Source organism: Microbacterium sp. 2MCAF23, from assembly GCF_052115565.1.
Lineage (GTDB): Bacteria > Actinomycetota > Actinomycetes > Actinomycetales > Microbacteriaceae > Microbacterium.
The window spans coordinates 60,068-81,765 of the sequence record NZ_JBFRGY010000005.1 but is presented as its reverse complement, the minus strand read 5'-3'; the positions used below and the strand labels follow the sequence as shown (position 1 = coordinate 81,765).

Genomic DNA, 21,698 nt, shown 5'->3' with positions numbered 1-21,698 from the left:
GGTCACCATTCCTGCAGAAGCGGCGTTTCGTCTCGGTCGGCTTCGCCGTTCTCGCTCAACGACCCCGGGGAACACGATCAGGATGCGCACGGGACGCTCACCTCCAGGCTGGTCGGACCGCCCGCGGGGCTGTCCAGGCGCAACGTGCCACCGGCGGCGAGCACGCGGTTGCCGATCCCGTCGAGTCCTCCTCCCGGCAGCACGGTCGCGCCGCCGATGCCGTTGTCCTCGACCCGGGCCCAGAGCGTGCCGCCGTCGCGAACCCGCACCACGACCCTGCATTCGCTGGCCCGGGAGTGCTTGGCCGCGTTGGTGAGCGACTCCGCGATAGTGAAGTACACGGCGGCCTCGGCGTCACGCGAGCACCGCCCGTTCAGCCGCACATCGAGCACGACCGGCACGGGGGAGCGCCCGGCGAGGGCCGAGAGGGCCGCGTCGAGCCCCCGGTCGTCGAGCACCGAGGCGTGGATTCCGCGCGCGAGCTGGCGCAGCTCGGTGATCGCCGCCTTCGTCGAGGTGTGCGCCTCGGCGATGAGCGCCTTGGCGGCTTCCGGATCCGAGTCGATCTTCTGCTGCGCCATCCCGAGCGTCATCCCGACGGAGACGAGCCGCGGCTGTACGCCGTCATGCAGGTCCCGCTCGATACGGGTGCGCTCCACGTCTGCGGCGCGCACGGCGCCGGCGCGCTGCGCGGTGGTCGTGCGCACCCGCTCACTGAGGTCGAGGTTACGGTCGGGGGTGGCGACGATGCCGCGCGAGATCACCCGGTGCAGCAGCGCCACGCTGATGATGCCGACGGCGGCGGCCGCCGCGCCGGCGCCGCCGATGACCGGGGCCCAGGCGCTCGGGTACCTCGTACCCCAACCCGTGTCGACCTCGCCGGTGGTGAACAGCGGGGCGAAGGCCGTGACCGCCGACCACCCGAACCACGCCATGAGCCGCAGCACCAGGGATCCCAGCGCGCAGGCGATGGCGAAGTTGGCCAGCGCCCGCCACATCCGGCCGTTGTACGCCTGCCGCCAGAGCGAGAGCAGCCAGCCGCCGAAGCCCGGACGGTCGGTCGCACGCCAGCGCAGGGCCGGGAGTCCGAACCCGTACAGGCCGTTCAGCCGCGCGATCTCGAACCAGGCCACTCCGTACAGGGCGTAGACCAGGCCTACGAGCACGATGATCCCGATGCCGAGGAAGCTGAGGCCGAAGCCGATCCCCAGCGCACCGCCGAGGATGCCGACCACCGCGGATCCGATCACGCCGAGCGCGGCGAGTTCGAGGATCGTGAGGAACAGGCGCACCGGGGTGCGTGACGCTTCCGCGACAGGGCCTGTCACAGGAGGCGGGGAGGAGGCTGCTGTGGTCATGGCTCCACGCTACGGGCGCGCTCGTGGACCGGGAACGGGGGAAGCCGGGGGATCTGGTTCGGGGTTTCCGTAAGAACAGCGGTTATGCATGCCTTGCCTTGATGGACGGCGGTGCGTGCAGGTGCTTACGTGGACCCATGACTGCACTGCATCCGCACGAACCGCACGGCACCGGTCTCGGACAGCGCCTGAACTGGCTGCGAGCCGGGGTGCTGGGCGCGAACGACGGCATCGTGTCGGTCGCCTCCCTCGTCGTGGGCGTGGCCGGTGCCACGACGGACAATGCCGCGCTGCTGGTCGCGGGCCTCGCGGGCCTCATCGGCGGCGCGATCTCGATGGCGCTCGGTGAGTACGTCTCGGTGTCGAGCCAGCGCGACAGCGAGCACGCGCTCATCGCGAAGGAACGCGAAGAGCTGCGTACGATGCCGGACGCGGAGCTCGCCGAGCTCACCGAGCTGTACCGCCAGCGCGGACTCAGCGACGACACCGCGCACCGGGTCGCCGTCGAGCTCACCGAGCACGACGCACTGGCTGCGCACCTCGAGGTCGAGCTCGGCATCGACCAGGACGATCTGGTGAACCCTTGGCACGCGGCGATCTCCTCGGCGATCGCGTTCACGGTCGGCGCCATCCTGCCGCTGCTCGCGATCCTGCTGCCGCCGCCCGGCTGGCGCGTGCCGGTCACCTTCGTCGCCGTGCTGATCGCCCTCGCCGCGACGGGCTTCATCTCAGCGCGGATCGGCGGCTCGAATCCGACGCGCGCCTCGATCCGTCTGGTCATCGGCGGGGCGCTCGCCCTCCTCGCGACGTGGCTCATCGGCACCCTGCTCGGCAGCACCGGCGTCGTCTGAGATTCGATCCCGCATCCATCGACCGCGAGACTGCATCCCCGTCACGAAACTGCAGCAGAATCGTGCAGTCTCGCGACAGAGTTGCAGTCTCGCGGTCAGAGAACGCGGAAGGCCCGGATCCGAGGATCCGGGCCTTCCGCGTTCAAGCGTCAGTTCGAGGTGAAACCGACCAGCAGACCGCCGGTGACCTTGACCGCGAGGTTGTAGATGCCGGCGACGATCGCACCGAGCACCGTGAACACGATGAGGTTGAGGATCGCGACGACCGAGCCGAAGGCCAGCACCTGCGGCAGCCCGACGACCGCGCTCAGCTTTGCGCCGTCGGCGATGCCGGAGACGAACTCGTCGGCCTTGTCCATCAGCCCCGTGGCATCCACCACCAGGTAGATGAGCAGGAACGAGACGAGTGTCACGATCGCGATCGCGATCGCACCGAGGAAGGACAGCTTCACTGCCGACCAGAAGTCGATGTAGACCAGGCGCAGGCGCACCTGCTTGCTGGAGGTCTTGCGAGAAGACTTCTTCGCGAGCTTGTCGGCTACCGTGCTCATGCGTCAGTTCCTTCGGGGGCTTCGGGGGCTTCTGTCTCGGGGGCCGTACCGGAGTCCTCGGACTCGTCGCTGTCGGCCAGGCCGCGCTCGGTGTTCCGCGCGATCGCAAGGATCCGATCGTCCTCGTCGGTCCGGGCGAAAACCACGCCCATGGTGTTGCGACCCTTCGCCGGCACCTCGGCCACGGCAGAGCGTACCACCTTGCCGCTGGCAAGAACCACAAGGACCTCGTCGTCCTCCTGGACGATCAGACCCCCCGCCAGGATGCCCCGGTCGTCGTTCAGTTTGGCGACCTTGATACCCTGACCGCCGCGGCCCTGCACGCGGTACTCGTCCACCGAGGTGCGCTTCGCATAGCCGCCATCGGTGACCACGAAGACGTAGCCGTCGCCCGTCACGAGCGAGGCGGACAGCAGGCTGTCCTCGCCGTTGAACCGCATGCCCTTGACGCCCTCGGTCGCGCGTCCCATCGGCCGCAGCGCCTCGTCGGTCGCCTGGAATCGCACCGACATGCCGTGCCGGCTGATCAGCAGGACGTCATCGGTGGCATCGGCGAGGAACGCGCTGACCAGCTCGTCGTCCTCGCGCAGGCGGATCGCGATGACACCGCCTTGACGGTTGGTGTCGTAATCGCCGAGACGGCTCTTCTTCACCAGTCCACCGCGCGTGGCGAGCACCAGGTACTGTGCCGCCTCGTAATCGCGCAGGTCGAGGATCTGCGCGATCTTCTCGTCCGGCTGCAGTGCGAGCAGGTTGGCGACGTGCTGGCCCTTCGCGTCGCGGCCGGCCTCCGGGATCTCGTACGCCTTGGTGCGGTAGACCCGGCCCTTGTCGGTGAAGAACAGCAGCCAGTGATGCGTGGTCGTCACGAAGAAGTGCTCGACGAGGTCGTCGGCCCGCAGCTGTGCGCCCTTGACGCCCTTGCCGCCGCGGTGCTGCGAACGGTAGTTGTCGCTGCGGGTGCGCTTGATGTAGCCCTCACGGGTGACCGTGATGACCATCTCCTCCTCGGCGATGAGGTCTTCCATCGAGACGTCACCGTCGAAGCCGTGCAGGATGTGGGTGCGGCGCTCGTCTCCGAACCGATCCACGATCGCGGTGAGCTCCTCGCGGATGATCTCGCGCTGGCGGCCCTCGTCCGCGATGATCTGCTTGTAGTCGGCGATCCGCACCTCGAGCTCGGCGGCCTCGTCGATGATGCGCTGGCGCTCCATCGCGGCGAGGCGCCGCAGCTGCATGTCGAGGATCGCCTGAGCCTGCTCCTCGTCGATGTCGAGGAGCTTCTGCAGGCCCTCGTTGGCCTCCTGCGCCGAGGGGGAGCGGCGGATCAGGGCGATGACCTCGTCCAGTGCGTCGAGCGCCTTGAGGTAGCCCTGCAGGATGTGCATGCGCGCCTCGGCCTTGGCCAGGCGGAACTTCGTGCGGCGCACGATGACGTCGACCTGGTGGGCGAGCCAGTGCGTGATGAAGCCGTCGAGTGCGAGCGTGCGCGGCACGCCGTCGACGATCGCGAGCATGTTGGCGCCGAAGTTGTCCTGCAGCTGCGTGTGCTTGTACAGGTTGTTCAGCACGACCTTCGCGACCGCGTCGCGCTTGAGCACGACCACCAGGCGCTGGCCGGTGCGATCGCTGGTCTCGTCGCGGATGTCGGCGATGCCGGCGACCTTGCCCTCCCGAACCAGGTCGCCGATCTTCACCGCGAGGTTGTCGGGGTTCACCTGGTACGGCAATTCGGTGATCACGAGGCAGGTGCGGCCCTGGATCTCCTCGACGCCCACGACCGCGCGCATCGTGATGGATCCGCGGCCGGTGCGGTACGCCTCCTGGATGCCCTTCGTGCCCAGGATCTGCGCACCGGTCGGGAAGTCGGGGCCCGGGACGCGCTGGATCAGGCCCTCGAGCAGCTCCTCGCGGGGCAGGTCGGGATTCTCCAGTGCCCAGAGGGCGGCCTCGGACACCTCGCGCAGGTTGTGCGGCGGGATGTTCGTGGCCATGCCGACCGCGATGCCGATCGAGCCGTTCACCAGCAGGTTCGGGAACCGTGCGGGCAGCACGTCGGGCTCCTGCGTCTGCCCGTCGTAGTTGTCGGAGAAGTCGACCGTGGCCTCTTCGATGTCGCGCACCATCTCGAGCGCGAGCGGGGCCATCTTCGTCTCGGTGTACCGGGGGGCCGCGGCGCCCATGTTCCCGGGGGAGCCGAAGTTGCCCTGACCGAGTGCGAGCGGATAGCGCAGCGACCACGGCTGCACCAGCCGGACCAGGGCGTCGTAGATCGCGGAGTCGCCGTGCGGGTGGTACTGACCCATGACCTCGCCGACCACGCGGGCGCACTTGGAGAACGACTTGTCAGGGCGGAAGCCGCCGTCGTACATGCCGTAGATCACGCGACGATGCACGGGCTTGAGCCCGTCGCGCACGTCGGGCAGTGCCCGGCCCACGATGACCGCCATCGCGTAGTCGAGGTAGGACCGCTGCATCTCCGACTGCAGATCGACCTGGTCGATCTTGCCGTGATTGTGCCCTTCGCGGATGACCTGCTCACCCTCGTTGGTGGTGATCTCTTCGTCACTCATGTGTGTTTCTCAAATCCCGGTCGTAAAGCGAGCCCGCGTGCAGCGCGAGCGAGACGAAACGTGTCGATTCCCGCATGTCAGATGTCGAGGAAGCGGACGTCCTTGGCGTTGCGCTGGATGAAGCCGCGACGCGACTCCACGTCCTCGCCCATCAGCACGCTGAAGATCTCGTCCGCGGCGGCCGCGTCGTCGATCGTGATCTGACGGAGCGTGCGCGTGGTGTGGTCCATCGTGGTCTCCCACAGTTCCTTGGCGTTCATCTCGCCCAGACCCTTGTAGCGCTGGATGCCGGCATCCTTCGGGATCCGCTTGCCGTTCGCGAGCCCGTCGTTGAGCAGGGCGTCGCGCTCGGCGTCCGAGTACACGTACTCGTGCGGTGCGTTCGTCCACTTCAGGCGGTACAGCGGCGGCATCGCGAGGAACACGAAGCCCGCTTCGATGAGCCCGCGCATGTAGCGGAACAGCAGGGTCAGCAGCAGCGTGGTGATGTGCTGGCCGTCCACATCGGCATCCGCCATGAGCACGATCTTGTGATAGCGCGCCTTGCCGAGATCGAAGTCCTCGCCGATGCCCGTGCCGAAGGCCTGGATCATCGCCTGGACTTCCTTGTTGGCGAGGGCCTTGTCCAGACGCGCGCGCTCGACGTTGAGGATCTTGCCGCGCAGAGCCAGGATCGCCTGGGTGTGCGGGTCGCGACCCTGCACAGCCGAGCCGCCGGCCGAGTCGCCCTCCACGAGGAAGATCTCGCTGATCGACGGATCCTTGCTGGTGCAGTCCTTGAGCTTGTCGGGCATCGCGGCCGACTCGAAGACGCTCTTGCGGCGTGCGGTCTCGCGCGCCTTGCGGGCGGCCATGCGGGCGGTCGCGGCCTCGACGGCCTTGGTCACGACGTTCTTGGCCTGCTTCGGGTTGCGGTCGAACCAGTCGCCGAGCTGATCGCCGACCACCTTCTGGGTGAAGGCCTTCGCCTCGGTGTTGCCGAGCTTGGTCTTGGTCTGGCCCTCGAACTGCGGCTCGCCGAGCTTGATCGAGATGACCGCGGTGAGGCCCTCGCGCACGTCGTCACCGGTGAGGTTGTCGTCCTTCTCCTTGAGGATGTTGTTGGCGCGCGCGTAGCGGTTGACGAGCGTCGTCAGCGCCGCGCGGAAGCCCTCCTCGTGCGTGCCGCCCTCGTGCGTGTTGATGGTGTTCGCGTAGGTGAACACGTTCTCGGTGTAGCCGGTGGTCCACTGCATCGCGACCTCGAGCGAGATCTTGCGGGCGGTGTCCTCGGACTCGAACGCGATGATCTCGTCGTTGACGGCATCGGCCTTGCGCACGTGGTTGAGGTACTCGACGTAGTCGACGAGACCGCGCTCGTAGAAGAACACATCCGCGCGCTGGCGCGTGACGACGGTGCCGTCGACCTCCTCATCGACCGTGGCGCCTTCGCGCTCGTCGAGCAGCTCGATGCGCAGCCCCTTGTTCAGGAACGCCATCTGCTGGAAGCGGGTGCGCAGCGTGTCGTATTCGAACTCGACGGTCTCGGTGAAGATCTCCGCGTCCGGCCAGAACGTGATCGTCGTTCCGGTCTCGGACGTGGCCTCGCCCTTCTCGAGCTGCTGCTGCGGCGCACCACCGTCGGCGAAACGGTGCCGCCAGACGAAGCCCTTCTGCTTGACCTCGACGTCGAATCGCGTCGAAAGGGCGTTGACCACGGAGGATCCGACACCGTGCAGACCGCCGGACACGGCGTACGCGCCGCCGCCGAACTTGCCACCGGCATGCAGGATCGTGAGCACGACCTCGACCGTCGACTTGGTCGGGTCGGAGGAGTGCGGGTCGACCGGGATGCCGCGACCGTTGTCGATGACACGGACGCCGCCGTCGGCGAGGAGCGTGACGAGGATCTTGTCGGCGTAGCCCGCGAGCGCCTCGTCGACGGAGTTGTCCACGATCTCGTACACCAGGTGGTGCAGGCCGCGGGGTCCGGTCGAACCGATGTACATGCCGGGGCGCTTGCGCACGGCCTCGAGTCCCTCGAGGATCTGGATCGAGTCGGCGCCGTACTCCACTTCTGGGGCGGGCTTCGCCGCCGGGGCGGGCGCGGTCGGCGACGTGGCGGATCCGGGTGCTTCTGCCCCCGTCTGGGTCGAGTCGTTCGCGGTCGATTCGTTCGCGTCAGAGGGGGTTTCAGGCGTCATCTGAGAGGAGGCTCCACATCGAAGATCTAGGCCCCCAGTCTATCGGAAAGACCCCTTCCTGTCTCGTTGTACGCGATTCTGCGCGCCTGGAGCCCCCCGGGACGGGATGGATCATGTCCTAACCGTAGGTATCGCGCGGACCGCGCCCTGGAGCGACTCTGGTGCCCCATTTCCACGAAGGGACGTCCGGCCCGACGAACCGGATGTTCTCGACACCGGCCTCCGGGTACCTCCTCCCGATCTCCGTGATGATCACGGCGCGCATGTACTGCAGGTTCTTCGCCCACGCCGTCGAATCGCACTTGACCGTGAGCATGCCGCCCTCCAGCGACACCGGCTCGGAGTGCTTGGCCGTGTCGGGGCCCGCGAGCTCCGCCCACTGCAGCACGAGATCCTCGCGGCTCAGCGCCGCCTCCCAACCCGCATCCTTGGTCAGCTTCGCCAGGACATCTCCGAGTGTGCCGGGGTCGCGGCCGGCCGTGAACGGGGCGTTCTCGTCATCGACGAGGCGCTTCTTGCGCTTCCAATTCTTGGAACTCGGCTTCAGACCCCTCAGGCGCAGGTACGTCGCGATCGTCTCCGGGACGTCCGGCTCGTCATGCTCGGTCATCGTCGACCTCGCGCTCGTCGATGATGGTGCCGGCCGAGATCCGCACCACGTGCCGATGCAGCACCTCGGGGATGTCCTCCTCGACGGCTGCCGTGACCAGCACCTGCTCGTAGCCGGCCGTGATGCCGGCCAGACGCCGGCGGCGTTCCGCGTCGAGCTCGGCGAACACGTCGTCGAGGATGAGCACCGGATCCCCGGCGGGTGATTCCGCGCGCAGCAGCTCCGCCGAGGCGAGTCGCAGCGCGAGCGCGATCGACCACGACTCCCCGTGGGAGGCGTAGCCCTTCACCGGGAGGTCGCGCACCCGCAGCACGAGGTCGTCGCGGTGCGGTCCGACCAGGGTGAGTCCCCGCTCGAGCTCGGCGGAGCGCTTGGCCGCGAGGGCGGTGCGGAAGAGATCCGCCGTGGATCCGGGAGCGGGTGCCTCCTCGGCGGCGTCGCCCTCCTCCGGGTCGCCGCCGCGGATCGACTGGGCCCAGTGCAGGCGCGGGTCATGATCCTCGCCGGCGATCGCCGAATACGCATCGGTGAGCCCCGGCTGCAGGTCGGCGGCGAGCCGGGAACGGGCGTCGATGATCTCGGATCCGAGTGCGATGAGCTTGTCGTCCCAGACGTCGAGCGTGGTCAAGGCCTCGGCTTTCATGCCACGGGCACGCGCCGACTTCAACAGCGCCGTGCGCTGACGCAGCACGCGGTCGTAGTCGCCGAGCACCGCCGACATGCGCGGAGTGCGCTGGATCAGCAGCTGATCGGCGAACCGGCGGCGGGAGGACGGATCCCCGCGCACGATCTGCAGATCCTCCGGGGCGAACAGCACGACGTGCGCGTATCGGGGCAGATCCGCGGTCCGGCCGGGAGCGGCGTTGATGCGCGCCTTGTTCGAACCCTGTCGGTTGATCTGCACCTCGATCAGGACTTTCCTCGGCCCGTGCGCGAGCCGAGCGCGGACGATCGCCGCATCATGACCGTCGCGCACCATCGGGGCATCGGAGGAGACCCGGTGCGAACCCAGGGTCGCGAGGAACACGATCGCCTCGGCGAGGTTCGTCTTGCCCTGGCCGTTGCGGCCGACGAGCACGTTCGGGCCGCGGTGCAGCGCGAGTTCGGCGGTCGCGTAATTGCGGAAATCCACGAGGCTGAGATGCTCCACAATCACCCGAGCAACCTTACCCGCGGGCCCCGACACCGGGTTGGGTCGGAACCCGTGCGCTCCGTCTCCGGCTCAGTGGTCGCAGAACGCGGTCATTCCGCGTTCGAAGCCGCATTCTGCGACCAGTCGCGGGGGGGCCGGGCCGTGTGCGACAGCGCGATCAGAACTCGCGGGCGACGTAGACCATGCCGCCCTCGCGGCGGATCTCGGTCATTCCGGACCGCGCCAGCACGGCGAGCGAGGCGAGATTCGTCTCTTCGGTGTCGGCGATCGCGCGCACGGCTCCATGATCGGCCGCGATCCTCAGGCCTTCGGTGACGGCGGTCGTCGCGAGCCCTCGACCGCGCGCGGCGGGGATCAGCCCGTACCCGAATTCGACTGTTCCCGTCTCGTCCGGTGGACCGAAGAATCCGAAGCCGCCGACCGCGACACCCTGGTCATCGCGGATGGCGTACAGCGTGAAGACCGGATCCGCGTCCTCGCGAGCGGCGAGCGATCGCAGCGGCACGAGTTCGTCCTCGAACGGGTACTCGGGGTGCCAGTCGTCGCCCGATCGCTCATCGCGGGTGATGATCCTCTCCGCGAGAGCGGAATCGATCGGATCCAGCCTCATCCGTCTCAGCGGAGCAGCAGGTTGGGCTGCAGCAGGTACTTGTACGAGTCGAGACCGGCCGCATCGACCGACGTCTGGCTCGTGATCAGCACGGGGCTGAGCTTGTTCGCGTTGTCCGAGGAGGTGAACGTGACGCGCACGAACTCGCTCTTGAGAGCTCCGAGCGCCTCGAGCAGGTACTGCGGGTTCAGGCCGAGGGTGACCTCTTCGCCGTTGAGGTGCGCGTCGACCGATTCGGAGGCACGGGCCTGCTCGCCGCCGGAGGCGTCCATGGTCACCTCGGTCGTTTCGAACGTGAAACGCAGCGGAGCGGACCGGTCCAGCACGAGCGCGACGCGACGCACGGCCTCGGTGAGGTCGGCGGTGCTCACCACCGCGTGGTGGTCGGTCTGCTCCGGGAAAAGGCGGCGGACCGGGGGGAAGTTCCCCTTGATGAGCAGCGAGGTGACGGTCTTGTTGCCCGCGGTGAATGCGATGATCTCGCGGTCACCGGCGCCCGAGAACGAGATCTGGATGGTGCCGGCGTGACCGAAGGTCTTACCGACCTCCTGCAGGGTGCGAGCCGGGACGAGCGCGGTCTGCGCCGCGGCCTCGCCGTCCCATGGGACGTCGCGCAGCGACACCCGGTATCGGTCGGTGGCCACGAGGCTCAGCGTGTTCTCGCTGACCTCGAGCTGCACGCCGGTGAGCACCGGGGTGACGTCGTCGCGCGAGGCGGCGAAGGCGACCTGGGCGATCGCAGTGCCGAAGTCCTCTGCGGGGACGACACCGCTGGTGCCGGAGACCTCGGGAATGGAGGGATATTCCTCGACCGGCATGGCGGCGAGGGTGAAGCGTGCGGATCCGCAGCGTACGGCGATGCCGCCGTCCTCCTCGACAGAGATCTCGATCGGTGCGTTGGGCAGACGGCTGGCGATGTCGGAGAGCAGGCGTCCGTGCACGAGGATCGTGCCCGGTTCGTCGACGGTGGCCTCGATCGTGGTGCGCGCGGAGGCCTCATAGTCGAAGGCCGAGAGCGTGAGCCCCTCATCACCGGCCTCGATCAGCACTCCGGCCAGGATCGGCTGCGGATTGCGCTGAGGCAGCAGCTTGACGACGAAGGACACAGCTTCGCTGAAGACATCGCGATTGACCTGGAACCTCACCGGCGCTCCTCCGTCGACTGAATGCGGAGGATGACACGAATCTCCGCCCCATGGCAGACACCAGGGGATCCCATGCTAATGCCACGAGGCATCAGGTTCAGGTCGAAGTGCTCCGGATCCGGATCCATCCCCAACCCGGCACCGGGTGGTGATCGATGGACGGAGATTCGAAAGGAGTTCTTAACGGTGTTAACGCCTGTGGATACTGTGGATAACTCTGGGGATGCTTTGCGGCTCTAGGGAACTACAGACGTGTGAGTTGTGGAGACCCTGCGGAAACAGCGGGGTCGCGGGGCATGCGGTGCGGATCCGTTCGCCCGAGTTATCCACAGATCGACGCTCATCATGGGGAATCCACGCCGTCCGGATCCCGAGATATCCCCAAGTTATCCACATGTGGACTTCCGGGCGGGGCGGATGCCAGAATTCGCCGGCACAGCCTGGAACTGGCGTCGACGGCGCTCCTGCGGCCGCGCAGAGAGCCCGCAGCGCGGGGGAGGATCCGTGCGGAGGTTCAGCGACGGCTGAGCTGGGCGGTGATCTCGGTCACCTGGTTGAAGATGGCGCGGCGCTCCTTCATGAGCTCGCTGATCTTCTTGTACGCGTACATCACGGTGGTGTGGTCGCGGTTGCCGAACAGCTGGCCGATCTTCGGCAATGAGAGATTGGTGCGCTCGCGGCACAGATACATGGCGATCTGTCGGGCCGTCGCGATCTGCTGCGACCTGCTGGATCCGTAGAGGTCGTCCTCGCTGAGCTTGAAGTAGTTCGCGGTCGTCGTGATGATGTCGGTCGGCGAGATGATGCTGTCCTCGTCCTGATCGACGATGTCGCGCAGGGCCGTCTGCGCGGTGGCGATGTCGAGTGCGGAGCGGTTCAGGTTCGCGAACGCCGTGGCACGGATCAGCGCACCCTCGAGCTCGCGGATGTTGGAGGACACCTTCGTCGCGATGTACTCGAGCACGTCGTCCGGGACGTGCAGCTGCTCGCTCTGCGCCTTCTTGCGGAGGATCGCGATGCGCGTCTCCAGGTCGGGCGCTTGCACGTCGGTGATGAGGCCCCACTCGAACCGGCTCCGCATCCGCTCCTCGAACCCGGTGAGGTGCTTGGGCGGCAGGTCGCTCGTGATGACGACCTGCTTGTTGTGGTCGTGCAGCTGGTTGAAGGTGTGGAAGAACGCCTCCTGCGTTTCCGCGCGGCCCTGCAGGAACTGGATGTCGTCGATCATCAGGATGTCGACCTCGCGATAGCGCGCCTGGAAGGCGGATCCGCGGTTGTTCGCGATCGAGTTGATGAAGTCGTTGGTGAATTCCTCGCTCGACACGTAGCGAACCTTGACCCCGGCGTACAGGGACTGGGCGTAGTCGCCGATCGCGTGCAGCAGGTGGGTCTTGCCCAGGCCAGGGCCTCCATAGATGAACAGCGGGTTGTACGCCTTCGCGGGTGCCTCGGCGACGGCGACGGCGGCCGCGTGGGCGAAGCGGTTGGACTGGCCGATCACGAAGTTGTCGAAGACGTACTTGGGGTTCAGCCGCGACTCGTGACGGATCGGTGTCGGCTGCTGCTCGATGGGGGATTCGATCCTGGTCGGCTCCTGCCGGCCGGGGGCGAAGTCCGGGACCGGGATCGGCACGGTCTGCTGCTCGACCATGTCGTGGTTCACGGTGACGCGGAACGAGGTCACCTCGTCTCCGATGCGGGCGAGCGCCTCCATGATCGGCAGTCGGAGGCGCTTGTTGATCTGTCCCGCGGTGAGGTCGTTCGGGACCTCCAGGTAGAGGGTGGCAGTCATGACGCCCGCAGGAACGGCGAGATTGAGGAAGCCCTGCAGCGGCGCGGAGACGCGCTCGTCTCGGGCCAGCTCCGCGAGAAGTTCGTCCCAGATCGGGACTTCGGACTCTGCGGCTGCGGACATGGTTCCCCCGGGCGACTCGGCACAGCGGGCGGATCGGGACACGCTGCCTGTGGATAACTGCTCGTGCCACGGTAGTCAGCCTGGGCCGTGAGGGCAACCTGTGACTGGGAACGAGAGACGGCGTGTCCTTGTTGAAGGATCCCTCCACAGATGTGGATAATGTTGCTTTCGCCCGCTCAGTTTGCGATGTCGGGGTCGACGTCGTAGCCTTAATCGGTTGACTTATGCCATTTCGGCAGTCTTTGTCCACCGTCTCCGGCCGCATCGATCCCGGTGACAGCTTCCCTTCCCGGAGAAATCATGAGCAAGCGTACTTTCCAGCCCAACAACCGTCGTCGCGCCAAGAAGCACGGGTTCCGTGCCCGCATGCGCACCCGCGCCGGCCGCGCCATCCTCTCGGCACGCCGCACGAAGGGCCGTGTCGAGCTCTCGGCGTAAACCGTGCTCGCCCGCCCGCATCGCCTCGTCCGCGGGTCCGACTACCGCACGGTGGTTCGGCGCGGACGGCGATACGGCGGGCTGCGGCTTGTCGTCTCGGTGCTCGACACCGGTGAGCAGCGCCCCGTGCGCTTCGGCTTCATCGTGAGCAAGCAGGTGGGGAACGCAGTGACCCGCAACACGGTGCGGCGACGCCTGAAGGACGCATGCGCCCGCCAGCTCCCGCTGCGGGACGGCGTCGACATCGTCATCCGCGCCCTGCCTTCCGCGGCGGAGGCGCCTTTCGTGGATCTGCTGTCGGATCTGGGACGAGCCGTCGACAGGGGTGTGCGATGAGCGCGCTTCCGGCGTATTCGCGCGGTACTGCGCACCTGCACGCCGGTGACGCGCTGCGGGCAGTCCCGCTGGTTCCACGCAACCTGGTGCTGGGGTTCCTCACCGCCTACCGCGCGGTGGTCTCCCCCCTGTACGGCGATGTCTGTGCGTACTACCCATCGTGTTCCGCCTACGCTGTAGGTGCGGTGCAGCAGCACGGTGCGGTGAAGGGCGCAGGCCTTTCGGCGTGGCGGATTCTGCGCTGCAATCCCTGGAGCCACGGCGGTGTGGACGACGTGCCACCGCATTCCGACTTCCGACACGCCCTCACGCCCCGAGGATTCGTCGTACCCTCCCGAAAGGACTGATCAGTGGGTTCCGACCTCCTGTTTGCCGCGTCAACGACGCCTGCTGCCTCGAGCGGAGGCTTCGATCTGCTCGGCATCGTCATGTGGCCGTTCAAGGCACTGGTCGAGGCGATCCTCGTCGCCTGGCACTGGCTGTTCACCTCCCTGGGCATGCAGGGCGCCGCGGGCCTCACCTGGGTGCTGTCGATCGTCGGGCTCGTCCTGGTCATCCGCGCGGCGGTCTTCCCGCTCTTCGTGCGGCAGATCAAGAGTCAGCGCAAGATGATGGAAATCGCCCCTGAACTCAAGAAAGTTCAGGAGAAGTACAAGGGCAAGCGTGATCAGCTGAGCCGCGAGGCGATGAGTCGCGAGACCATGGCCCTGTACAAGCGCCACGGCACGACGCCGATGTCGAGCTGTCTTCCGCTGCTGGTGCAGATGCCGTTCCTGCTCGGCATGTTCTACACGCTGAGCGATGTCAAGAAGCACGCCGTCGCGGGCGAGGGCGGGGTGTGGCTGCTGACGAAGCAGCTGACCAAGCAGTTCTACGACGCGACGCTGTTCGGAGTGGCGCCGCTGCACACCAGCCTCGTGGATGCGGTGCAGCACAAGCCGGCCGGCTGGGAGACCACGGTCGCGATCCTCGTCGTCCTGGTGATCCTCATGATCGGATCCCAGTTCTTCACGCAGCTGCAGATCATCTCGAAGAACCTGTCGCCCGAGGCCAAGACCGGCCAGGCGTACCAGATGCAGAAGATCATGCTGTACATCCTTCCGCTGGGCTTCATCTTCTCCGGTCTGTTCTTCCCGCTCGGTGTGGTCATCTACTGGTTCATCAGCAACCTGTGGACGATGGGCCAGCAGTTCCTGGTGCTGCGTGAGATGCCGACACCCGGATCCGATGCGGCCAAGGCGCGGGAGGAGCGTCTCGCGCGCAAGGGCAAGGCCATCAACTCCGAGGGCAAGGTCGTGCCGAAGGCCGCCTACGACGCCGAGCAGCAGAAGATGCTGGAGGACGCCGAGCGCCTCCGTGCTCAGCAGCCCAAGCGCCAGCAGCCGAAGAGCGCCAAGCGCGCCAAGAAGGACCAGGACCACGCCAAGAAGGATCCTGAGAAGAACGTGAACGGAGACAAGGCATGACCGAGCAGGATGTCGCCGAGCCGACCGTCTCCGATCTCGAGCATGAGGGCGACGTCGCGGCGGACTTCATCGAGGGTCTTCTGGACATCGCCGACATCGACGGCGACCTGACCCTGGACGTCAAGCAGGGACGAGCATACGTCTCGGTCGAGGCGGAGGGCGACGGTCTGCGCCTGCTTTCCGCGCCCGACACCGTGCAGGCGCTGCAGGAGCTCACCCGACTCGCTGTGCAGAGCAGCACCGGATCCTTCTCGCGCGTGATCCTCGACGTCGCCGGATCCCGCGATGCGCGCCGTAGTCAGCTCGAGCGCCTGGTCGATTCCGCTGTCGCGAAGCTCGACGAGGGAGCGTCGCAGGCGTCGCTGCCGTCGATGTCGAGTTACGAGCGCAAGCTGGTGCATGACATCGTGGCGGAGCGGGGCCTGATCTCCGAGTCCTACGGCGATGGTCCGACCCGCCATACGGTCATCCGCCGGCACTGACGTTTCACGTGAAACATGACTGAACCGGTGTCTTCCGAGCTCGAGGCTGAGCCGGCTGTTGCCGCCGTGCTGTTCGGGGATCGGATCGGGCTCGCGCGCGACTTCACCGCGGCGTTGGCCGAGCAAGGCGAAGAGCGGGGCCTGATCGGCCCGCTCGAGGTGCCGCGGCTATGGACCCGGCACATCCTCAACAGCGCTATCGCCGCACCTCTGTTCCACGGCACCGTTGCGGACGTGGGATCCGGAGCCGGCCTGCCGGGCATCGTGCTCGCGATCGCCCGACCCGATGTGCAGTTCACGCTCATCGAGCCGATGGAGCGACGCGTGGCATGGCTGGACGAGCAGGTCACGGCCCTGGGGCTGTCGAACACGACGGTCGTTCGTGGTCGTGCTGAGGATGTCGGGCTCAGCGGCACGTTCGACATGGTCACTGCACGCGCGGTCAGCGCGCTGCGCACTCTGCTTCCGTGGACTGCGCCTCTCGTGCGCAGCGGGGGAGAGCTCGCGCTGCTCAAGGGCGTCAACGCCGAAAACGAGATCACCGCTGCGCAGAAGCAGATCCGCAAGTTCCTGCTCAGCGACGTGCGTGTCGAGATCCTCGGTGAAGGCGTGCTGACCGAGACGACGCGCGTGCTGCGAGCGACTGTCCGTGGTTAGGTCTTGTAAGTAGGACCGCCCTTTCGGGATACGGTCTTCCTCTGATCACTCCACCTCGATTGGTGACACCCGGGCTGCGGGATGTGAGTTCCACGAATCGGCGGGTTCCTTCCCGCTTCGCGGGCCCCCTCCCGATATTCGTGGTACTCACATCCCTCCGCCCTCGTTTCACGTGAAACGCCGTGCTCGACCTGGGCCAAGCGCGTGGGACCAGCGTCCTTCGGTAGGGATGGGATTGGGTGTTACAGGGCCCCCAACTGAAACGAACCCCAGGACAGCGGACGAATCGGATCGTGGGTGTGTCCAGGAGCAGCCGCCAGCGAGGGGCATGCTCAGCACGTTTCGCTTAGCGGCGCTCGTGTGGGATGAGAGCGCGACGGCCGGGTAGGGGGAGCAGTGTGGTGTTGCGCAGAGATGGCCGTCAACGCTGCGGGACCTCTCAGTCGGTCGACACAGCCTGTACCTGCCTCGAGGGCCACAGCCGCTACGGTGATGTTTCACGTGAAACATCACCGTAGCGCCGCCACCTGGGTCATAGCTGTTGCCAGCACCGACCGACCGTTTCTGTCGTGGGAGGGCGCAGGGGGGTGTGGATGGCGAATATCGGGAGGGGCCCGCGCAGCGGGAAGGAGCCCACCGACTCGTGATCCACACACCCCTGCGCCCGCGTGTGCAATGAGGGCTCAGCGCGCATGCCCCAAGGAGCTGCGAGTGGCACAGAACGTGGTGTTTCACGTGAAACACCACCCTGTTTCACCGATGCGTCCGGAGATTGTCGGCCGCGCAAGTTAGAGTGGAGATTCCGTCGTTTCCCCGTCGGAGATCGTCGAAAGGAGTGGATGTTTCACGTGAAACAGTCCCCAAGCACCTCGACTGCTGGATACGGCGTGGACACCCCTTTGGCCCGGGAACTCGCGGATCTGACGGCTCGCCGCAAGGCGTTGGAAGGCGTCACGGTACGTTTCGACGGGCCGACCCGCGTCTTCACGATCTCGAACCAGAAGGGCGGGGTTGGAAAGACGACAACCGCCGTCAATATCGCGGCGGCGATGGCGGATCTCGGCGCGAAGGTGCTCGTGATCGACCTGGATCCACAGGGAAATGCATCGACGGCGCTGGGAGTCCCGCACACTGCCGATCTGCAGAGCATCTATGACGTCCTGATCAGCGATGTTCCGCTGGTGGACGTCGTGCGAGCCAGTCCTGAATCCCCCAATCTGCTCTGCGCGCCGAGCACGATTCACCTCGCGGGCGCCGAGATCGAGCTCGTCTCGCAGGTCGCGCGGGAGCACCGGCTACGCACCGCGCTCAATGACTACCTGACCCAGAATCCGGTGGACGTCGTGATCATCGACTGCCCGCCGTCGCTGGGACTGCTCACGATCAACGCCTTCACCGCCGCAACCGAGGTGATGATCCCGATTCAGTGCGAGTACTACGCCCTGGAGGGCCTGAGCCAGCTGCTCGGCAACATCCGGATGATCCAGAAGCACCTGAATCCCGACCTCACGATGTCGACGATCCTGCTGACGATGTTCGACGGACGCACCCGACTCGCGCAGCAGGTTGCGGAGGAGGTGCGCGGACATTTCCCGCACGAGGTGCTGGACACCGTGATTCCTCGTTCCGTGCGTGTCTCCGAAGCGCCGAGCTTCGGGCAGACCGTGATCGCGTACGACGGGCAGTCGGTAGGCGCGGTCGCCTACCGAGAAGCAGCAGTTGAGATCGCCCGCCGGGCGACCGAAGACAACGAGAAGGGGCACTGATGGCCAAACGCACGGGACTCGGCCGGGGGATCGGCGCACTCATCCCCACTTCGGATGCCACGGAGCGCCCCGTGGACGTGTTCTTCCCCGGCGCACGCATCGATCCGGTCCCGGAGACCGCGCCTGCTGTACAGCCCGCCGAGCCGGCCGAGGATCTTGTCGCCGTTCCGGGTGCCCGCCTGATTCGTGTGAACCCGCACGACATCGTTCCGAACCCACGACAGCCGCGCGTCCACTTCAACGAGGACGATCTCGCGGAACTCGTGCACAGCGTGCGCGAGTTCGGGGTTCTGCAGCCCGTGGTCGTGCGGCAGAACGACGAAGGCAAGTACGAGCTGATCATGGGGGAGCGGCGCACCCGCGCCGCTCGGGAAGCCGGACTCGATTCGATGCCGGCGATTCTACGGGAGACCGCAGACGAAGACCTGCTCCGTGATGCGCTGCTGGAGAACCTGCACCGGTCGCAGTTGAACCCGCTCGAAGAGGCCTCCGCGTACCAACAGCTCCTCGAGGACTTCGGCATCACACAGGAGGCGCTCGCGAACCGCATCGGTCGCTCCCGTCCGCAGGTCAGCAACACGATCCGGCTACTCAAACTGCCTGTTCCCGTCCAGCAGCGGGTGGCGGCAGGAGTGTTGTCGGCCGGCCACGCCAGGGCGATCCTCTCGCTCGACGACACCGAACTGATGCAGCGGCTCTCGGACAAGGTTGTCAACGAGGATCTCTCCGTCCGCGCAACTGAAGAGGCGGCGAAGACCATCGCCGCAGCAGGCACCGTAGCCAAGTCCGTCAAGCCGCAGGCGGGCGCGCGCCGCGCGTACCTGGACGACGTCGCCGGCAAGCTCGGCGATCGACTCAACACCCGGGTGCAGATCGCCCTGGGTGCACGAAAAGGCCAGGTCAAGATCGAATTCGCTTCTATCCAGGACCTGAACCGCATCCTTTCGGAGATCGGCGAAGAAGGTTTCGGTTCCTGACGGATTCGGAGCGACCGCTTTCAACGGGGCCCGGGAAGATCTGCGTACGCAGATCCTCTCGGGCCCCTGTTCACCCAGCGCCGCGTAGGCTGGAACGGTGAAAGAGTCCCCGACCCGTCGAGCCAGCCTCGAAGTGCTGCGCGCCGAAGCGGCGGATGAGCTCGCGGTGCTGGTCCAGGAGCGTCTGCTTGGGGGAGAGGACCCGTGGGCCTTCATGGAGGAGCTCCCCAGCGTGGATGAACTGGTCGTCTTCCTGTTACGAGCCGATGAGATCGTCGAGAGTGGTGGCGTACGCCCCGACGAATCACGCAATTTCGATCTTCTCCGTCGCATCGCCCTCGACTACCCCGAACTCACGCCGATCGTCTGGGGGCTACTTGGAGATGGGCCCAAGTATCGTCGCTGGGACCTGCTGGCGGACGACGCCCGACCCTGACTCACCCGCGATGTTTCACGTGAAACGTCGCCCAGACGAGGGCTATCCCCCACCAGGGGCTGTCGTGGTGCGCTCGGGCTCCGGGGTGGCATGATCACGCACAGAGTGGTTTCCTTCCCTCTGCGCTCTCCCCCGGGGGGGCGCCCGGGCTTCGGGGTGGCTTCTCCGAGCGCAGAGCGGGGACCGTCCCGCTTCGCGGGCCCCTCCCGATGCACTCGGAGAACCCACCCCTGCGCCCTCCGCAGAGTTTGCGCCCGCCGCTCCGTGGAGTAGCGACGCCCGCGTGCAGCCGATGCGTGTGAGCGTTTCACGTGAAACGTGTCGCCGCCGCGCACGTACAAGGACCCATGACCCCGCCACCACCATGTGCATGGTGCGTGGCCCGTATGGCGGGTAGACACCTTGTCGTCTGAGAAGCGTCGGGGTTAGACCATGGCCTCTGGTCGGCTGCTGACTGGCCCGTTTCACGTGAAACGGTGCTGTCGTGGAGCTCCGACCGGGGGCAGGTCAGGGATCAGAGCTTCCCAGAGCTTTCGGTAGGGGAGCGCGGCGCCCATCGATCCGTCGCCTGTGCTGGCGCAGCACGCGGAGCCGGAGTGCGCCGCGGAGCATGATCCGGAGCCGCTCTGAACAGGATCGATCCGCGAACGACGAAGCCCGCCCTCCCAGAGGAGAGCGGGCTTCGAGGCCGTGTGGGCGGGATCAGCCGAGGAAAGCGGCCAGATCCTGCTCGAGGGCGAACTTCGGCTTGGCACCGATGATCGTGGTCTTGACCTCGCCGCCCTGGAACACCTTCATCGCCGGAATCGACGTGATCTGGTACTTCATGGCGAGATCGGGGTTCTCGTCCACGTTGAGCTTGAGGATGGTGATCTTGTCGCCGTTCTCGGACTGGATCTGGTCCAGCACGGGCGCGACCATGCGACACGGACCGCACCACTCGGCCCAGAAGTCGACCAGAATGGGGCCATCGGCCTGAAGCACATCCTGCTCCCAGGTCGCCTGGCTGGTTGCCTTGGCAGTCATGATTCTCCTTGTTGTGAAAGCGTGAGACGCTCACAGGCGTCAACAGCGGTAGGGGCTGAAGTGTTCCCGCGGCTCAGACGAGAGCCGACTCGGCCGTGGTTCCATCCGAGAGCGCGGCGAGGAAGTGCTCGACGTCCAGCGCTGCGACCGTGCCGGATCCGGCAGCCGTGACCGCCTGACGGTAGGTCGGGTCGATGACATCGCCGGCAGCGAAGACGCCCGGAACAGAGGTGCGCGAAGTGCGGCCGTCGACCCAGATGGTGCCCTCCGCGGTCAGGTCGAGCTTGCCGTGCACGAGGTGCGTGCGCGGGTCGTTGCCGATCGCGATGAACAGGCCGTCCACGGGGAGCTCACTCGTCGTGCCGTCGACCGTGTTGCGCAGCAGCACGGCGGTGGTGGCGTCCTCGCCGAGGACTTCCTCGACCGCGCTGTTCCAGATGAACTCGATCTTGTCGTTCGCGAAGGCGCGCTCCTGCATGATCTTGGAGGCGCGGAGCGAGTCCTTGCGGTGGATGACGTACACCTTCGAGGCGAACTTGGTGAGGAACGTCGCCTCCTCCATCGCCGAGTCACCACCGCCGACGACGGCGATGGTGCGCTCCCGGAAGAAGAAGCCGTCGCAGGTCGCGCACCAGGAGACGCCATGACCGGAGAGACGCTCTTCGCCCGGGATGCCGAGTGTGCGATAGGCGGATCCGGTGGCGTAGATCACGGACGCGGCCTCGAGCACGGTGCCGCTGCCGAGCGTGACCTTCTTGATCTCGCCGTCGAGCTCGAGCTCGGTGACGTCGTCGTAGAGCACCTCTGTGCCGAACTTCTCCGCCTGCTCCTGCATCTTGGCCATCAGGTCCGGACCCTGGATGCCCTCGGGGAAGCCGGGGAAGTTCTCCACCTCGGTGGTCTTCATCAGCTCGCCGCCGACCTCGACCGAGCTCGCCACGAGCACCGGATTCAGGTTCGCGCGGGCCGCGTAGATCGCCGCGGTGAATCCCGCAGGTCCCGAACCGATGATGATGACCTGTCGCATTGCTTCTCCTTGCTGTCGCACGCTTCAACACATGGTACCGGCGCGGCATTCCGCGGGCCTGGGCGTTACCCGCCGTTCCTGGGCGAGGGCGTGGCCCCGCTGTGGTGAACGTGGCGGGATCCACGCACCACAGCGCGG

The 21,698-nt window shown here is 66.7% G+C and carries 21 protein-coding genes; 10 read left to right on the top strand and 11 right to left on the bottom strand.

Annotated features, from left to right (window positions below; all coding sequences use genetic code 11):
* Positions 1-77: 77 nt before the first annotated feature.
* Entirely contained in the window at positions 78-1,358 is a 1,281-nt protein-coding gene (locus AB4078_RS06985; protein WP_441976515.1) for a sensor histidine kinase, read from the bottom strand.
* A 137-nt stretch (positions 1,359-1,495) separates the two neighbouring features.
* Here AB4078_RS06985 and AB4078_RS06980 point away from each other — a divergent pair, with 137 nt between their 5' ends.
* Positions 1,496-2,209, top strand: coding sequence for a VIT1/CCC1 transporter family protein (locus AB4078_RS06980; protein WP_441976514.1), 714 nt, complete (start codon positions 1,496-1,498; stop codon positions 2,207-2,209).
* 149 nt (positions 2,210-2,358) lie between these two features.
* On the opposite strand, the gene AB4078_RS06975 is transcribed toward AB4078_RS06980, so the two are convergent.
* From AB4078_RS06975 to dnaA, 8 genes are all read right to left on the bottom strand, one after another.
* Positions 2,359-2,760, bottom strand: coding sequence for a DUF3566 domain-containing protein (locus tag AB4078_RS06975; RefSeq protein WP_441976513.1), 402 nt, complete (start codon positions 2,758-2,760; stop codon positions 2,359-2,361).
* The gene (gene gyrA, locus AB4078_RS06970; RefSeq protein ID WP_441976512.1) at positions 2,757-5,333 is read right to left on the bottom strand and encodes a DNA gyrase subunit A; all 2,577 of its coding nucleotides are present in this window, start codon (positions 5,331-5,333) and stop codon (positions 2,757-2,759) included. Before gyrA ends, AB4078_RS06975 begins: the two co-directional genes overlap by 4 nt.
* Positions 5,334-5,410: 77 nt before the next feature.
* The gene (gene gyrB / locus AB4078_RS06965) at positions 5,411-7,516 is read right to left on the bottom strand and encodes a DNA topoisomerase (ATP-hydrolyzing) subunit B (RefSeq protein WP_440732725.1); all 2,106 of its coding nucleotides are present in this window, start codon (positions 7,514-7,516) and stop codon (positions 5,411-5,413) included.
* Between the two features lie 118 nt (positions 7,517-7,634).
* Positions 7,635-8,126 (bottom strand): DUF721 domain-containing protein, encoded by a 492-nt coding sequence (locus AB4078_RS06960; RefSeq protein WP_440732724.1) that lies wholly within the window; start codon positions 8,124-8,126, stop codon positions 7,635-7,637.
* Complete coding sequence (gene recF, locus AB4078_RS06955) at positions 8,113-9,282, bottom strand: DNA replication/repair protein RecF (RefSeq protein ID WP_441976511.1); 1,170 nt, start codon at positions 9,280-9,282, stop codon at positions 8,113-8,115. Before recF ends, AB4078_RS06960 begins: the two co-directional genes overlap by 14 nt.
* Positions 9,283-9,436: 154 nt before the next feature.
* Complete coding sequence (locus tag AB4078_RS06950; protein WP_441976510.1) at positions 9,437-9,889, bottom strand: GNAT family N-acetyltransferase; 453 nt, start codon at positions 9,887-9,889, stop codon at positions 9,437-9,439.
* 5 nt (positions 9,890-9,894) lie between these two features.
* Positions 9,895-11,034 (bottom strand): DNA polymerase III subunit beta, encoded by a 1,140-nt coding sequence (gene dnaN, locus AB4078_RS06945; protein ID WP_441976509.1) that lies wholly within the window; start codon positions 11,032-11,034, stop codon positions 9,895-9,897.
* A gap of 514 nt (positions 11,035-11,548) precedes the next feature.
* The gene (gene dnaA / locus AB4078_RS06940; protein WP_440732720.1) at positions 11,549-12,949 is read right to left on the bottom strand and encodes a chromosomal replication initiator protein DnaA; all 1,401 of its coding nucleotides are present in this window, start codon (positions 12,947-12,949) and stop codon (positions 11,549-11,551) included.
* Between the two features lie 300 nt (positions 12,950-13,249).
* Here dnaA and rpmH point away from each other — a divergent pair, with 300 nt between their 5' ends.
* The 9 genes from rpmH to AB4078_RS06895 all read left to right on the top strand — a co-directional run bounded on the left by rpmH (position 13,250) and on the right by AB4078_RS06895 (position 19,507).
* Positions 13,250-13,387 (top strand): 50S ribosomal protein L34, encoded by a 138-nt coding sequence (gene rpmH / locus AB4078_RS06935; RefSeq protein ID WP_105689046.1) that lies wholly within the window; start codon positions 13,250-13,252, stop codon positions 13,385-13,387.
* A gap of 3 nt (positions 13,388-13,390) precedes the next feature.
* Entirely contained in the window at positions 13,391-13,723 is a 333-nt protein-coding gene (rnpA, locus tag AB4078_RS06930) for a ribonuclease P protein component (RefSeq protein WP_440732719.1), read from the top strand.
* Positions 13,720-14,070: a membrane protein insertion efficiency factor YidD gene (gene yidD, locus AB4078_RS06925; protein ID WP_441976508.1), complete on the top strand. Its 351-nt coding sequence runs from the start codon at positions 13,720-13,722 to the stop codon at positions 14,068-14,070. The genes rnpA and yidD overlap by 4 nt, the downstream gene beginning before the upstream one ends.
* A 3-nt stretch (positions 14,071-14,073) precedes the next feature.
* Positions 14,074-15,189 carry a membrane protein insertase YidC gene (gene yidC, locus AB4078_RS06920; RefSeq protein ID WP_441976507.1) on the top strand — a complete coding sequence of 372 codons (1,116 nt, stop codon included), beginning with the start codon at positions 14,074-14,076 and terminating at the stop codon, positions 15,187-15,189.
* Positions 15,186-15,671, top strand: a complete 486-nt coding sequence (locus tag AB4078_RS06915; protein WP_440732716.1) for a Jag family protein — start codon at positions 15,186-15,188, stop codon at positions 15,669-15,671. Before yidC ends, AB4078_RS06915 begins: the two co-directional genes overlap by 4 nt.
* A gap of 15 nt (positions 15,672-15,686) precedes the next feature.
* Complete coding sequence (rsmG, locus tag AB4078_RS06910; RefSeq protein WP_441976506.1) at positions 15,687-16,328, top strand: 16S rRNA (guanine(527)-N(7))-methyltransferase RsmG; 642 nt, start codon at positions 15,687-15,689, stop codon at positions 16,326-16,328.
* Between the two features lie 839 nt (positions 16,329-17,167).
* On the top strand, positions 17,168-18,094 hold the full coding sequence (locus AB4078_RS06905) for a ParA family protein (protein ID WP_441976629.1): 927 nt from the start codon (positions 17,168-17,170) through the stop codon (positions 18,092-18,094).
* Positions 18,094-19,071, top strand: a complete 978-nt coding sequence (locus AB4078_RS06900) for a ParB/RepB/Spo0J family partition protein (protein ID WP_441976505.1) — start codon at positions 18,094-18,096, stop codon at positions 19,069-19,071. The genes AB4078_RS06905 and AB4078_RS06900 overlap by 1 nt, the downstream gene beginning before the upstream one ends.
* 97 nt (positions 19,072-19,168) lie before the next feature.
* Positions 19,169-19,507 carry a tryptophan synthase subunit alpha gene (locus AB4078_RS06895; RefSeq protein WP_440732712.1) on the top strand — a complete coding sequence of 113 codons (339 nt, stop codon included), beginning with the start codon at positions 19,169-19,171 and terminating at the stop codon, positions 19,505-19,507.
* Positions 19,508-20,209: 702 nt separating this feature from the next.
* Here AB4078_RS06895 and trxA read toward each other — a convergent pair.
* Together trxA and trxB are read right to left on the bottom strand one after the other, a co-directional pair.
* On the bottom strand, positions 20,210-20,533 hold the full coding sequence (gene trxA, locus AB4078_RS06890; RefSeq protein ID WP_292717765.1) for a thioredoxin: 324 nt from the start codon (positions 20,531-20,533) through the stop codon (positions 20,210-20,212).
* A gap of 73 nt (positions 20,534-20,606) precedes the next feature.
* Positions 20,607-21,560 (bottom strand): thioredoxin-disulfide reductase, encoded by a 954-nt coding sequence (gene trxB, locus AB4078_RS06885; protein WP_441976504.1) that lies wholly within the window; start codon positions 21,558-21,560, stop codon positions 20,607-20,609.
* Positions 21,561-21,698 lie beyond the last annotated feature (138 nt).